Here is a 13,976-nt window from a genome sequence, read left to right as displayed (position 1 = left end):
GCTGGCCCATGCCCAGAAGAGAACGGGGCCGCCACCCAGCTGATGAGTGAGTGCGCGAAACCGGGGTTGCCAGCACCGCCGATCACGCCGATGAGAATCGCGCCGACAGCGCAACCCGCCGCCGCCAGGAGAAGCGGAGGAAGCCGACGAGGGTGGCGCGCGATTCTCCATACGCACCACATCCCGAGCAGCAGGAGCAGAGAAACGAGGACCGCGTTGTGCCCCACGGGCAGGACTATCAGGTAGGCGAGGATCGCCGCGGCCAGCACGTCCGCCGCCGTGTCGAGAGTCTGCAGAAACGGGCGCGCGCCCGTGGCGTCGGTCACTGGCAGGTGACGGCGTCCTGCGTGAGGACCGTCGGAGTGACGACCGGGGTGCTGTCGAGCTCGATCTTCGTGGGGGCGTCGGAGTCGGCGACGAACTCGTAGGTGAGCGTCCTGCTCTCCTGCGGCGCCAGCGTCAACCGCATCGTTCCGACGGTGAACTCCTGGTCCTTGCGCACCTCCGACTGCGCGAGCTCGGCGTCTGCCCTCTGCCCGACCGGCGAGTATCCCGGAGGGGCGAAGGCGAGGGTCTCCACCTGCATCGATCCCTTCGGCGTCTCGATCCCGACGCCGGTGACGTACTCGGGAAGCCCTCGCACCGAAGCGGGATCGACGGTGTTGGCAAGCGTCACCGTCACGAACACGTGACGGCGTCCGTCGGCGGCGCAGATCGGCTGACTCACGTCGATCGACTGGGTCATGTACCGCTGCATCTTCCCGGGCGTCCAGTCGATGAAGTAGACGCCGAACGCCTCCGTACCTTCCGCCGCCCTCGGCCCGCGACGATCGAGGTCCGTGCCGGCGATGAGCTGCTGCTCCGACTCGCGGGCGCTCCAGATCGCGATCCGGCCCTCCTTCGCTGCGAGCCCGAGCACAGAGGACAGCTTGGCGAAATCGACCTGACCGCCCATCAGCTTCTGCAGTGTCAGCCCAGCGAAGACCTGGTTGATCATGTCGACCTCTGCGGGCTCGTACGTCTTGTAGAGGTCGCCGAGCAGCATCGCCACCGCGTTGGAGTTCGAGATCTCCGGACCGCCGGGGATAGCGACCGGCCCGGTCGCGACCAGGAGGTAGCTCAGGGCGACGGTATCGAGGGAGACGACCGCGTCGACCTCGACGCCCTTGGCCTCACGCCACATGTCGCGTGCGATCTCGAACGTCCTGTCGAAACGGGGCGAGCGGGTGAGCGCCTGAACGTAGCTGCCGAACAGCGAGCCGTACAGGTCGGTCTCCTCCTGCGTCACTCCCCCGACCGGCGGACGGAAGTTCGGGAAGTCGCGACCGGAAGCCGACGACTGGTTCACGATCGAGATGGCGCCGTTGTCGATGTGCACCTGGGCCATGGAGCCGATCGTGCCGCCACCGGACATCACCTCTCCATTGTTCTGGAAGATGACCAGCACGTCGCGGGGTCCCCCCTCTCCCAGCATCTCGGGGAGGGCTTCGACAAGCGGCATGACGCCGGCGAGTGTGCTCGCAGCCGGCTTCAGAACCTTCTCGATGCGTTCCACACCGGATGCCACGGGCCCGAGGAGCGCGTCATGATCGACGCCCGCCAGCATCGATGAGGCATCGCGCACGGCCTGGTCGGCCGACCGCGCGATGTCCCCGATGCCGTGGATCGCCTGGAGGTCGAGCCCGCCGTCGGAAGGACGAAGTGCTGCGATGTCGATCCCCGAAGCGGGAAGGAGCGCCTTGGTGGCCAGCTCGTCGACGGCCGCGGTCGCCATGCGGACGCCATGGAGGTTGGGGCCGATCACCGGCACCCACTCCAGCGATTCCCAGAGGAATCCGCTGGTCTGCTCGTGCGCGGAAGCGGCGGTCTTCGTCAGCTCCTCCGCCGCGGCCTGCGCGCCCGCAGTGTCGCCGGAGGCGATCAGCCCGGGGATGCTCTGGGCCAGCGGCACCGAAGCCTCGAGCTTGTCCTTGGCGTCGAGCGCCTTCGGAATGAGGATCGCCGCGATCACGGCGACGGCGATGAGCAGTGCGAGCACGACGCCCACCACCCACAGGATGATCCGGGTGCGGCGACTCTTTCGACGCTGCTGCTCGTTCTGGGCTCGACGCGCGCGTCTGGAGTCTCGGGTCACCGCAATATACTACCGAGGTGGACCTGAGCAGCGTCGCAGACCGCGACGCACGCCCATGGCGGGGGTTCGCCCACACCATGGAGGAGTGCACGTGAAAGCTGTCATCGTCGGTCAGGGATATGTCGGGCTTCCGGTAGCCATGCGCGCCGTGCAGGTGGGCATGACCGTCGTCGGACTCGATGTCGACAGCGTGCGGATCGCCGCTCTGCACGCCGGTGAGTCGTACGTCGATGACATCTCGTCGGAGCAGCTGAAGGAGGCGATCGCTTCCGGTCGCTATCTCGCGTCCTCCGACTACGACGACACCGAGGGCTTCGACGTCGCGGTGATCACGGTCCCCACCCCGCTCCGCGAGGGCCTCCCCGACATCTCCTACATCGAGTCGGCGGGAGCATCGTTGGCGACCCGACTCACCCGCGGGGCGACGGTCGTGCTCGAGTCCACGACCTACCCGGGCACGACAGAGGAGATCCTCGTCCCCCTCCTCGAGGCCGGGTCCGGGCTCCGGGCAGGACAGGACTTCGCCGTCGGATACAGCCCGGAGCGGATCGACCCAGGCAACCCCACGTGGGGCTTCGTCAACACACCGAAGGTCGTCTCCGGCATCGACGAGCAGTCACTCGGCAAGGTGAAGGCCTTCTACGACCTCCTCGTGGACCGAACGGTGAGCGTGACCACGCCCAAGGAGGCCGAGCTCACCAAGCTTCTCGAGAACACGTTCCGCCACGTCAACATCGCCCTGGTGAACGAACTCGCTGTGTTCGCGCACGAGCTGGGCGTCGACATCTGGGAATCGATCGATGCGGCGGCGACCAAGCCGTTCGGGTACATGAAGTTCACCCCGGGACCCGGTGTCGGCGGTCACTGTCTTCCCGTGGATCCGAGCTACCTCTCGTGGCAGGTGCGGCGCAAGCTCGGACGCAGCTTCCGCTTCGTCGAGTTGGCGAACGATGTCAACGACCACATGCCGGACTACGTCGCCCAGCGTTCCATGGAGCTGCTCAACGAGGATCAGCGCTCGTTGAACGGGTCGACGATCCTGCTGGTCGGACTCGCGTACAAGCGCGACACCGCCGACATCCGCGAGTCCCCCTCCCTGCGCCTCATCGAGCTGCTCACCTCCTTCGGCGCGTCCATCCGCGGTGCGGACCGCCACGTCGAGTCGCACCGGTGGCCGGCCGCCGTCGAGCGTGTGGAGCTCTCCGCTGCGGAGGTGGAGGCCGCGGATCTGGTCATCCTGGTGACCGACCACTCGGACTTCGACCTGACGCTGCTGCACGAGTCCCCGACGCCGGTGCTCGACACCAAGGGCCGGCTTTCGGGACCCAGGGTCGTTCGTTTGTGAGCTCGCTGCGCCTGATCCTCACGTCCTCGGCTGCCGCGGTCGCGACACTCTCCGTTCAGGTCCTCGGCCTCATCACCCTCGCCCCCACGGACTTCGGGCTCTTCTCGATCGTCTATCTCGCCGGCGCCTTCGCGCTGTCGCTCGCACTCTCCCTCATCTGCGAGGCGGCGACCCGTTCACGCCAGGACGTCCCCACCTCCTGGGCGGACTTCAGCGGTGCGTCGACGGAGTTCGCCCTGATCTTCGCCGCCGTCTCCGCACTCGTCGTCTCCCTGACGAACTCGCCCCTGACGCCGTACTGGTGGCTGATCGCGCTCGCCATCGGCGGCAGCGCCTACCGCTCGACCGCACGGTTCTACGCGGTCGAGAACGGCGACACACGCGGGTCGGTCCTCGGTGACGCCATCGCCGCCATCGTCGCCGTCGCACTCAGCGTCGTCACCCTCACCCTCCATAGCGGCGAGCTCTCCTGGGTGCTCGGCACCTGGGCGGCGTCGAGCGTCGTCGCCGCCGTGTTCTCGAGGTGGCCGGCTCTGGGTCGCCCTGGCGTGCTCGTGCGCTGGACGCGTCGGCGGTGGGCCGCCATCGCCCCTCTCGTCCGAGACTCCCTGATCATGGATGCCTCATCGATCGGTACCCCCTACGCGCTGGCCCCCATCCTCGGAGTAGGCCCGTTCGGTGTCTACCGCGCCGTGTCGAACGTCGCCGCACCGGTGCGCCTGCTGCTGAATCCGATCCGGCCGCGCATCGCCCGACTGCGGATGTCTGCGGCGACCGTCGGCGCGGTCGTGGCCGGAGGTATCGTGCTCGGCGGTCTCGCCGCCGGGGTGCTGCTGCTGCTCGGCGAGACGTCCTGGCCGCTCGGCACTCTCCGGGACCTCATTCCGTTCGCCGCACCGACCGCGATCTTCGTCATGGCGAACATGGTGGGACACACCTTCTACATCGTGTCCAGGCTGCGGGCCTCACGACGCGACCTGCTGGCAGCCCGGCTCGTCCAGACCGCGCTAGGCGTCGTCGGGCCGCTGGTGGGTGCTCTGCTGGGCGGACTGAGCGGGGCGATCTGGGCATACGCCCTCTCCACCCTGCTGTCGTCGCTCTTCTGGCTGCTCGTCGCCCGCCGCGCGGATCAGCTGCCGGTCACCGCCTGACGCCAGACCGACTCCCACGCCGAGAAGCTGTAGTGATCCCGGACTGTGCGGTGACCTGCGGCTCCACGCTCAGCACGTCGCGTCGCGCTCTCCGAGAAGAAGCCGGTGAGAGCGTCCGCCCAGTCGTCCGCGCTCTCGGGCGCGATGCCGTCACCTCTGCGCAGGATCTCGGCGTTCACCCCGACCGGGTCGCCCATCATCGGAAGCCCGGCCGCGCCGTACTGCAGCAGCTTGTAGCCGCACTTGCCTCGCGACCAGGCGGAATCCGGTGTCGGCATCAGCCCGAGATCGGCGTCGGCGAGCACGGCACCGAAGGTCTGCGGCGACCACGCCACCCGGTCGACGATCGCGTCCAGCGGTCCGAGCTCCGCGTCCCCCGCGCTGACGACGGTGAGCCGCATGCCCGTCCGCTCATGCGCGTACAGCAGCGCAGACTCGATGTCGCGCAGATAGCGCTCCGTGGCGGGCGAGCCGATCCATATCGCGCGCGGCGTCTCCCCGATGTCGAAGCTCGTCTTGCGCGAGTAGTCCGCCGGATCCACGCAGCTCGGGATCACGGTCACGCGAGGGTTGATCCGACTCGCCGCCTCGGCGAGTGTGGCGTTTCCCGCGATGACGACGTCGGCCGCGCCGGCCGCCGCTCGCCAGATCGCCGCCTTCGGGAACGGGCCCCGGCGGTCGAGGTGGAGGGCGTCGTCGAAATCATAGATCCCGACGCGCTCGCCACTCAGCAGACGTCTCTCCACACCGCCGCGGCTCAGCGGACTCGCCTGCCGCGACACCAGCACTCGCGCGTCGCGCGGAGGCCTGCGACGCAGCTCCGCCTCGGCCGCGAGCAGCCGCCGAGGAGACTTCAGGAGAGACCGTCCGGAGTTGGTCGCACCGCCGAGATACGAGTGCGTGACCGCGGGCACCTCCAGCCTGTCGAGCCAGTCGAAGACGCGGACCCGTGCGCTTCCCGCACTGCGCCCGTAACTGGTGTACGTGTGCAGCGCCGTCATGATGCCGCCCGCCGGCGAGAGCCGATCACCCCGAGCACCACGATGATCGCGGCTGTGACGAGGTACAGCGTGTTGTTGGTCTTCTGCGCGAACGTGACCAGGAACAGCGTCGACACCAGCAGGGCCGAGAGCCACCATCGCACGGGCGACGCCCGCCGCGTGGAGTACAGGTAGGCCACGAGCGCACCGATCGCCGCCGCGCCGACGGCGACACCGACGACCCGCCAGTCCCGGTAGAACGGCTCCAGCCACGTGTACACGTTCGTCAGTGTGCCCACGTCGACGAACGGCGCCGAGGATTCCCAGGTGCGCAGCCCGGGGATCAGACCCAGGATGGGCTCGAAGAAGGCCGTTCCGAAGGTCTGCGGGTTGTAGTCGCCGTAGACGAGGCGGGGCCCGCCCACCGGGGGCCACGCGCCGTTGGTGGAATCCACGAGGGACAGGAACGCGGGCACGCCCGCGGTCAGGTAGATGAAGGGGCTGGAGAGTCCGGAGGCGCTCAGGGCAGGCGAGACGTTGCCGCCGACATCACCCGTCTTGCCGAGTGCACCGGCGAGCACCTGGAAGGCGAGAAGCGCTCCGATGCCGATGGCTGCGATCGACACCGCCATCACCCACGGCCGGCGGTACCACGCACGCTCAGCCCCGCCCCGCCAGGAGCGCGCGTAGAGGAGGAGAAGGGCAGCGATCGCGAGCAGAACCCCCGCGAAGAGGTTCGTCCGCTGCAGCAGGGCGAGCATCGAGGCGGCGAGCAGGACCGCGGCCGGCACGCGCCACCACCACGCGAGTCCGTTCCGGACCGACCCGGGGACGATGAGGATCGCCAGCAGAAGAGGTCCGACGTACATCAGCAGACGCGCCCACAGGGGCACCCCGGCGAGGTACGACTCGGCGGCGCCTCGGATCGTCTCGGGATGGAACCAGAAGGCGTCCCACCCGAAGCGCTGGAGGATGGTCCAGATGTACACCCCGAAACCCAGCGCGTAGGCGCCGGCGAGGATCAGCAGGACTCGCCGGCTGACGAGCGCATGGTCCCGCGGTGCCAGGTCGGCGCCGCGTGCCTTGCGGGCTGCGAGCGCGACACCTCCCCACGCCCCGACGGAGAAGAACGCGATACCGACCAGCAGCACGCCCCACGCGGCGATCGATGCACCGTGATAGGCGATGAGCCCCGACCCGACGAGGACCAGCGTCACCGCCCACACCGCGTTGTGCACGACCACGGGAAGGAACGCTCGTCGCGCGATGAACCAGGTCAGGACGGTCAGTCCGATGAGCACGGCGACGACGACGAGCGCGCCGACACCGTTGGAGACGTCCGTCATCGCCGACCTCGCTCCATCTCACTCCGCAGGAAGTCGGACACCGAGGCATGGACCGCGTCACGTCGGAAATGCTCGACCACGAAGTCGCGGGCGTTCGCGCCCAGGTCCGCCGCGAGATGCGGATCCTCGATCACCCGCTGCAGAGCGTCGGCGAGCTGACCCGCGTCCCCCGCCGTCACCATGAGTCCGGTGCGCTCGGGGATCACGGAATCCACCGCTCCGGTCGCATCCGTCGTGACGACGGCGATCCCCGTCGCCCCCGCCTCCAGCACGACGTTGGGGAAGCCCTCGCGCAGGGTCGGGAGGCAGAGGGATCGCATCAGGGGATAGTACATCGATGTGTCCGGCACGGCCCCGAGCACGATCGGGGCCCGCCGCAGTCGAGAGAAGGAACCCAGTTCCGCACCGTCGACGCCGCCCACGATCAGCAGCTGGTATGCCGCCCCGCGATCGTCCAGGAGGCGGCAGGCCTCGGCGAGGACCTCGAGGCCCTTGTCGTGGTTGAGTCTGCCGACGAAGCCGATGACGGGGATACCGGGCAGGAGGCCATCGACCTGCGCCGCCGTGTTGCCGGGGGCGAAGCGATCCACATCCACACCGTTGGAGCTGCCTCTGCCGCGCACGGTGATGCGTGCGGCCGGCGCGAGCCGCAGGGACACGACGCGCTGTCGGAGACTCGGACTCACCGCCAGCGTGGTGGTCGCGAGGCGGATCGTCAGACGCTCCATGATCGTCAGCACCCGCCGAGTCATCCCCGCTGCGGTCTCCAGTCGGAGCCCGCGCAGGTGATACACGCGAGTGCGAACGCCGAGCAGTCGGGCGGCGGTGATGCCGAGCAGGCCTGCTTTCGGAGTGCCGACGAAGACGACGTCGGGCCGGAGGCGGCGGATCAGCCGCATCCAGTCCCGCAGCCCTCGGACGTCCCCGACGATGTCGATCTCTCTGGCCATAGGGAGCGGATGCACCGAGACGCCGGGAGACGTTGCGAGCGCCTCGAGTCTCTCGCCGGGCGAGCTCGCGACGTGCACCTCCCATCCGTCAGCGACCAGCCGCTGCGGCAGCCCGGACAGCAGGCCGATGGAGACGTCCGCCGTGACGCCGATCAGTATGCGAGCGGTCGCGGCCGGGGTCACGAGTCCTTGCTCCGGAACCACGCGACGGTCTTCGCGATTCCTTCCTCGAGCGGGACGGGCTGCACGTCGGGGAACAGCTCCCGCAGACGAACGCCGTCGGACTGGGAGGCACGTACATCGCCAGGACGCGGATCGACGTGCTCGACGCTCACCGTGCGGCCGGTCTGATCTTCGATGACGGTCACCAGCTCGCGCAGCGTGGTGTTGGTTCCGAACGCGAGATTCACGGGATGTCCCGACGTCACGCGGTCTCGGACGGCGACCATGAGCGCATGCGTCACCGTGTCGACGCTCGTGAAGTCCCGCGACTGCAGGCCGTCGCCGTGGATGGTGAGCGCCCGTCCGGCGAGGGCCGCGTCGACGAACCTCGGGATCACGGCGGCGTACACATGATCGGCCGGCTGGTAGGGACCGTAGACGTTGAAGAAGCGGAACGCCAAGGTCGGAAGACCGTAGGAGTACTGGTAGGCCAGCACGTAGGCCTCTCCCCCGAGCTTGGTCGCCGCGTACGGGCTCATCGGCCGCGTCCAGTCGAACTCCGACTTCGGCAGAGCGGGGTTGGCGCCGTACACGGAGCTCGAGGATGCCATCACCACGTAGGCGTTCTCGCGCCGGGCCGCTTCGAGCACGGTCAGCGTCCCCGTCAGGTTGGCGACGTGAGAGGCGACGGGGTCGTCGATGGACCGCGGGACGCTGCCGAGCGCGCCCAGGTGGACGACCGCGTCCGCGCCGACCGTGGCGGCGGCAACCGCTTCGGCATCGGCGACGGACCCGCGGTGCAGCGTGATCCGCGTTCCGGCGAGGTTCGATTCGCGTCCCGTGCTGAAGTCGTCCAGCACGTGGACATCGACATCGGGCGCCTCGTGGTTGAACCGTCGCACGAGGTTCGAACCGATGAACCCGGCACCGCCGGTGATGACTACCTTCACGAGCTGTGACTCTTTCCTGTTGTTCTGTGGATACGAGCGGGCACTCCCACCAGTGTCACCCGTGCAGGGGCGTCCTTGGTCACGCACGCAGCCGCCCCGACCGTGACGTCCGCACCGATGCTCAGTCCCTGCAACACGACCGATTTCGCGCCGATGAGCACGCGCTCTCCGATGCGTACGTCCCCCGACACCACCGATCCCGGATTCAAGGACACCGCATCCGCGAGGACGCTGTCGTGGCCGACGATGGCTCCCGGATTCACGTGTGCGTGTCGTCCGATCCGGACATTCGTCGACACCAGCACGCCGGCGCACACGACCGTGCCGACGCCGATCGTCGTCAGGGACCCGATCGACGCGCCGGGGTGCACCAGCGTCTCCGCCCGGTCGCTTCCCACCCGCGCGGCGATGTGCGCGCGATGTTCGGGCGACCCCACCGCGATGACGAATGACGACGCCGGGTGCGCGGCGAGTGCCGCATCGATGGTGCCGAGATGGCGATGACCCCGATCGGCCAGACGCTCCAGCGCGAGAGGGCTGGGGGCGTCGTCGGCGAAACCGAGCACGTCGAAGCGGGGCGATACCGCGTTCAGGGCTTCGACGACGTCCAGCGTCTCGCGCGCGAAGCCTCCGGCGCCGAGGATGATCAGCTCACGCATCGGCATCCTTCAGACCTCGGAACTCCGGCATCGTCGCGTGCCCGTCGGCGCTGACCCCGTCACGGCGCACCACGACGGCGACCGTGCGCCACAGGATCCAGAGGTCGAGCCTCATCGATCGTGTGTCGACGTACTTCACGTCGAGCTGCAACCGCTCATCCCAGTCGACGGTGTTCCGACCGCTCACCTGCGCCAACCCGGTGACCCCTGGCCGCACCTCATGCCGACGAGCCTGCACTGGCGTGTACCGGTCGAGGTAGGAGACGAGGAGAGGGCGTGGACCCACCAGGCTCATATCGCCGAGCAGCACGTTCCAGAAGGTCGGCAGCTCGTCGAGGCTGGTGCCGCGCAGCAGACGCCCGAACCCGGTCAGCCGCGCCGCGTCGTCGGCGGTGCCGACCGCAGGATCGGCGGGGCGCATGGTGCGGAACTTGTAGAGGGTGAAGACCTTCCCCTCGCGTCCCGGCCGCGGCTGCCGGAAGATCACCGGGCGACCGAGGTTCACCAGCACCAGCGCGGCCACGATGATCTGCAGGGGAAGGGAGAGGATCAGGACCACGGCGGCGACACCGAGGTCGAGCGTGCGTTTGGCCGCATCGAAGAAGACTCTGCTCATGCGCGCTCAGCCAGGAAACCGCGGATCAGGGTCTGCACACGCTCCATCTGCTCCTCGGACAGCGCCGACCCCGACGGCAGCGTGATGCCCACGCGGAAGAAGCGCTCCGAGACCCCGTTCACCGCGGCCGGGGCCTCGGCGAAGACGGGCTGCAGGTGCATCGGCTTCCACAGCGGTCGGGATTCGACGTCATGAGAACCGAGGTGCGCGGAGAGCTCGGAGGCACTCCAGCCGGTGACGTCCTCGTCGACGAGCACGGCGGTGAGCCACGCGTTGTCCTCGGCATCGTGTTCTCCGCCGAACACCGAGACGCCGTCGACGTCCGCGAACAGCGCGCGGTACTCGTCGCGCCAGCGGTGACGTCGGCGGATCATGTCGTCGAGGCGGGACAGCTGTGCGCGACCGAGCGCGGCGAGGAGGTTGCTGAGCCGGTAGTTGTAGCCGATGTCGGTGTGCTCGTAGTGCGCGACCGGCTGTCGCGCCTGCGTCGCGAGATAGCGGACGCGATCTGCGATCTCCGCGTCATCGGTCACCAGCATGCCGCCGCCGGAGGTCGTCATGATCTTGTTGCCGTTGAAGGAGAAGACCGACGCGCGCCCGAAGCTGCCTGCGGGTCGGCCGCCGCGGCGGGCTCCGAGCGACTCGGCGGCATCGGCGAGCACCGGGATCCCGTACGCGTCGGCGATCTGCTCGATCGCCTCGAGATCGGCGACCTTGCCGAGCAGGTCGACGGGGACGATCGCCTTCGGCGGTGTGCCCTTCGCCTCGAGTTCCGTGATGACCTCGCGGAGCAGGCCCACATCCATGTTGCCCGTCACCGGGTCCGCGTCGATGAAGTATGGCGTCGCGCCCGTGTAGGCGATCGCATTGGCGGTGGCAGCGAACGTGAAGCTCGACGTGACGACGATGTCGCCGGCACCGACCCCGAGCGCGAGAAGTCCGAGGTGGAGCCCTGCCGTCCCCGAGCTCAGCGCGACCGCGTGGCGCACTCCGACCCTGTCGCACATCTCGCGCTCGAAGGCGTCGACGTCCGGACCGAGCGGAGCGACCCATCCGGACCGCAGGGCGGCGACGATCGCCTTCTCCTCGAGCTCGCCGACATCGGGAGACGACATGTAGATCCGGTCGTTCATCGCGGGAGGTCTCCTTCTCGACCATGGGCGGACACGGCAGCCTCTGCGGGAACGAGCCGGCGCATCCAGCCGCCGAGGTCGAGCGCCTCCGGGCTGATGCTCCCGATCGACGTGTGCTGGATCTGGGGGTGGAAGGGTCGTTCGACGACCTCGTCTTCACCGACCAGTTCCTCGTGCAGCTTCTCGCCTGGGCGCAGACCGGTGTAGACGATCTCGATGTACTCGCCGGACATCGCGATCATGCGTTGCGCGATGTCGAGGATCTTCACCGGCTCACCCATGTCGAGGATGAGCACTTCGCCCGGCCGGCCGATGCTTCCGGCCTGGATCACCAGTTGGCACGCTTCGGAGATCGTCATGAAGTATCGAGTGACCTCCGGGTGGGTCACGGTCACGGGTCCGCCTGCCTCGATCAGGGTCCGGAACATGGGGAGCATGGAGCCCCTGCTGCCGATCACGTTGCCGAAGCGCACGGAGAGGTACCGCCGATGCGAGCTCTTCGCGGCCCACACCGTGAGCTTCTCCGCCACGCGCTTGGAGTGTCCGAGAACGCTCGAGGGGTTCGCCGCCTTGTCGGTGGAGATGTTCACGAACGTCTCGACATCGACGTCGAGGGCGGCTTCGAGCACGTTCCGGGTGCCGAGCACGTTCGTCTTCCAGGCCTCTTCGGGATACTGCTCGAGCATGGGCAGATGTTTCAGCGCCGCAGCGTGGAAGACGACTTCGGGGCGATGACGACGGAAGATCTCGCGGAGCGATTCGACATCACGGATGTCGGCGAGGACGACATCCTCGGTGTCGAGAAGGCCGTGACCGGAGATGCTGAGCTGGCTTCCCTGCAGGCCGCTCTCGTCGCGGTCGAGCATGACGAGCACGTCCGGACCGAACTGCGAGAGCTGGCGGCAGAGCTCGCCGCCGATCGACCCGCCTGCCCCGGTGACGAGCACACGCTTCCCCGTCACGTATCCCGCGATCGACTTGACGTCGGTGTCGACGGGCTGACGACCGATGAGGTCTTCGATGCTGACATCCCGCAGGTCGCGGATGCGGCTCGCGCCCTGCAGGACCTTGTCGAGTTCCGGGAGCACGAGAACGTTGAGACCGGCAGCGTTGCCCGCATCGGTGACGCGGCGCAGCAGTGCGGCGTCAGCTCGACCCACCGCGATGATGAGCTCCGTCGCGCCGCTCAGCTCGACGGCTGCCCGCAGCTGAGCGAGCGTCCCGAGGACGGGAACCCCCTTGACCCGTAGGTTTCGCTTTTTGAGGTCATCGTCGATCAGACCGACGGGACTGAAGACCGGCTCCTTGGTCTCGTTGAGCATGCGGCTGATCAGCTGCTGGCCCACCCACCCGGCGCCGAACACCAGCACCTTGCGCGATCCTCCCGGAACGTCCTCGCTCTTCCGGCTGAAGACGAGCGGCACGTAGCGGAAGACCAGCATCAGAACCAGCGCGATCGCCGTCACGGAGAGGGCAGTACGAAGGGCCTCCGCCGGCTGACGCATCCAGACGAGCAGCACGATCCCCATGAGGACACCCACGAGGAGCGCAGCGAGCCCCAGTGCGCGGACTTCCTCGATGGACCCGTACAGATAGCGCCCGCGATACAGGTGAAGGACGAACCCGGCAGCGAACTGCGCGGCGATGAGGCCCGCGACCACGATCAACGCGAACGGCCACACCGTCAGCGGGACAAGGAAGTCATAGCGCAGCAGCACCACCAGCAACGCGGCGATGGCCCACGCCACCGCGTCCGGGATCAGCCGATTGACCGTACGGATACCCGTACCTTCTCCGATGCTCATTCGTTCCCTCCGTGTCGGTCAGCCGTCGCTCCGACCGTCGCGCGGCCCCCCATCACGAAGCGGAGACCGGCGTATGCGACGGCCAGCGCCAGGCCGATGAGTGCCCCCACCGGGAGCACGGTCACCGCGAGCGGCTGGACGGGCGCCACCGGCGTCACCGCTTCGAACGTCTCCGCGCTGACGCCGGATCCGGCCTGCTCCGCCGCGGACTCGGCGATCGCGGTCGCCATGGCCGCCGCCGTCCGAGGGTCCGTGTGCGAGACGGTCACCGCGGTGATCGAGGTCTCCGGACGCCACGTTGCGGAGACGCGGTCGGCGAGTTCGCTCCGCGATACGCCGAAGTCCTCGGAGATCGGGGCGAGGACGCTCTCCGAACGGGCGCGGACGGCAGCATTCGAAGCCACTGTGCGAGGGACGAAGGTCTCCCGGGTGTCGCCCGCGCTGAACACGATCTCCGCTTCCGCCTCATAGGTCGGAGGCGTGAAGACGAGCACCGCCGTCGAAGCGAGCACGCTCAGCAGGAAGACGGCCGTCATCCCCACCCATGCGCGTCTGAACGCGCCGAACCACTCCTCCGGCGACATGCTTCTCCTCTTCGAACCACATGGGCACGGAACGACTCTGTAATCCAGCATCCCAATACATCGGAGTCGGACGGTCAAAACACGCCAACAATCCCGATGTACGACGCTGCCGCTCCTGCGCGGTCTAGTCATTCTATTGGATGAATTGTCGCACCCCACGC

At 68.3% G+C, this 13,976-nt stretch carries 12 protein-coding genes; 2 read left to right on the top strand and 10 right to left on the bottom strand.

Annotation, left to right across the window (positions count from 1 at the left end):
• Window positions 1–322: 322 nt before the first annotated feature.
• On the bottom strand, window positions 323–2,134 hold the full coding sequence (locus tag MOX01_RS05270) for a DUF4012 domain-containing protein (protein ID WP_141368701.1): 1,812 nt from the start codon (window positions 2,132–2,134) through the stop codon (window positions 323–325).
• Between the two features lie 91 nt (window positions 2,135–2,225).
• Between MOX01_RS05270 and MOX01_RS05265 the strand changes: the two genes are divergently transcribed.
• The gene (locus MOX01_RS05265) at window positions 2,226–3,479 is read left to right on the top strand and encodes a nucleotide sugar dehydrogenase (protein WP_211368709.1); all 1,254 of its coding nucleotides are present in this window, start codon (window positions 2,226–2,228) and stop codon (window positions 3,477–3,479) included.
• Complete coding sequence (locus tag MOX01_RS05260) at window positions 3,476–4,630, top strand: MATE family efflux transporter (protein WP_141368697.1); 1,155 nt, start codon at window positions 3,476–3,478, stop codon at window positions 4,628–4,630. The genes MOX01_RS05265 and MOX01_RS05260 overlap by 4 nt, the downstream gene beginning before the upstream one ends.
• On the opposite strand, the gene MOX01_RS05255 is transcribed toward MOX01_RS05260, so the two are convergent.
• The 9 genes from MOX01_RS05255 to MOX01_RS05215 are packed head-to-tail and all read right to left on the bottom strand — an operon-like array spanning window position 4,609 to window position 13,815.
• Window positions 4,609–5,631: a glycosyltransferase family protein gene (locus MOX01_RS05255; protein ID WP_141368695.1), complete on the bottom strand. Its 1,023-nt coding sequence runs from the start codon at window positions 5,629–5,631 to the stop codon at window positions 4,609–4,611. The two genes, MOX01_RS05260 and MOX01_RS05255, sit on opposite strands and share 22 nt — an antisense overlap.
• Window positions 5,628–6,956 (bottom strand): oligosaccharide repeat unit polymerase, encoded by a 1,329-nt coding sequence (locus MOX01_RS05250; RefSeq protein WP_141368693.1) that lies wholly within the window; start codon window positions 6,954–6,956, stop codon window positions 5,628–5,630. The genes MOX01_RS05255 and MOX01_RS05250 overlap by 4 nt, the downstream gene beginning before the upstream one ends.
• Complete coding sequence (locus tag MOX01_RS05245) at window positions 6,953–8,089, bottom strand: glycosyltransferase family 4 protein (RefSeq protein ID WP_170224126.1); 1,137 nt, start codon at window positions 8,087–8,089, stop codon at window positions 6,953–6,955. The genes MOX01_RS05250 and MOX01_RS05245 overlap by 4 nt, the downstream gene beginning before the upstream one ends.
• Window positions 8,086–9,018: an NAD-dependent epimerase/dehydratase family protein gene (locus MOX01_RS05240; RefSeq protein ID WP_141368689.1), complete on the bottom strand. Its 933-nt coding sequence runs from the start codon at window positions 9,016–9,018 to the stop codon at window positions 8,086–8,088. The genes MOX01_RS05245 and MOX01_RS05240 overlap by 4 nt, the downstream gene beginning before the upstream one ends.
• A complete protein-coding gene (locus MOX01_RS05235) occupies window positions 9,015–9,677 on the bottom strand; it encodes an acetyltransferase (RefSeq protein ID WP_170224124.1) in 663 nt (220 codons plus the stop codon). Before MOX01_RS05235 ends, MOX01_RS05240 begins: the two co-directional genes overlap by 4 nt.
• Complete coding sequence (locus MOX01_RS05230; RefSeq protein ID WP_058632574.1) at window positions 9,670–10,293, bottom strand: sugar transferase; 624 nt, start codon at window positions 10,291–10,293, stop codon at window positions 9,670–9,672. The genes MOX01_RS05235 and MOX01_RS05230 overlap by 8 nt, the downstream gene beginning before the upstream one ends.
• Window positions 10,290–11,426, bottom strand: coding sequence for a DegT/DnrJ/EryC1/StrS family aminotransferase (locus tag MOX01_RS05225; RefSeq protein ID WP_141368685.1), 1,137 nt, complete (start codon window positions 11,424–11,426; stop codon window positions 10,290–10,292). The genes MOX01_RS05230 and MOX01_RS05225 overlap by 4 nt, the downstream gene beginning before the upstream one ends.
• The gene (locus MOX01_RS05220; protein ID WP_058632572.1) at window positions 11,423–13,231 is read right to left on the bottom strand and encodes a polysaccharide biosynthesis protein; all 1,809 of its coding nucleotides are present in this window, start codon (window positions 13,229–13,231) and stop codon (window positions 11,423–11,425) included. Before MOX01_RS05220 ends, MOX01_RS05225 begins: the two co-directional genes overlap by 4 nt.
• On the bottom strand, window positions 13,228–13,815 hold the full coding sequence (locus tag MOX01_RS05215; RefSeq protein ID WP_058632571.1) for a YveK family protein: 588 nt from the start codon (window positions 13,813–13,815) through the stop codon (window positions 13,228–13,230). Before MOX01_RS05215 ends, MOX01_RS05220 begins: the two co-directional genes overlap by 4 nt.
• Between the last annotated feature and the right edge of the window lie 161 nt (window positions 13,816–13,976).

It is taken from the genome of Microbacterium oxydans (assembly GCF_006540085.1).
In the GTDB taxonomy this organism is placed as follows: domain Bacteria; phylum Actinomycetota; class Actinomycetes; order Actinomycetales; family Microbacteriaceae; genus Microbacterium; species Microbacterium oxydans.
The sequence above is the reverse complement of the archived record's forward strand: the minus strand, read 5'-3'. Positions and strand labels throughout refer to the sequence as shown.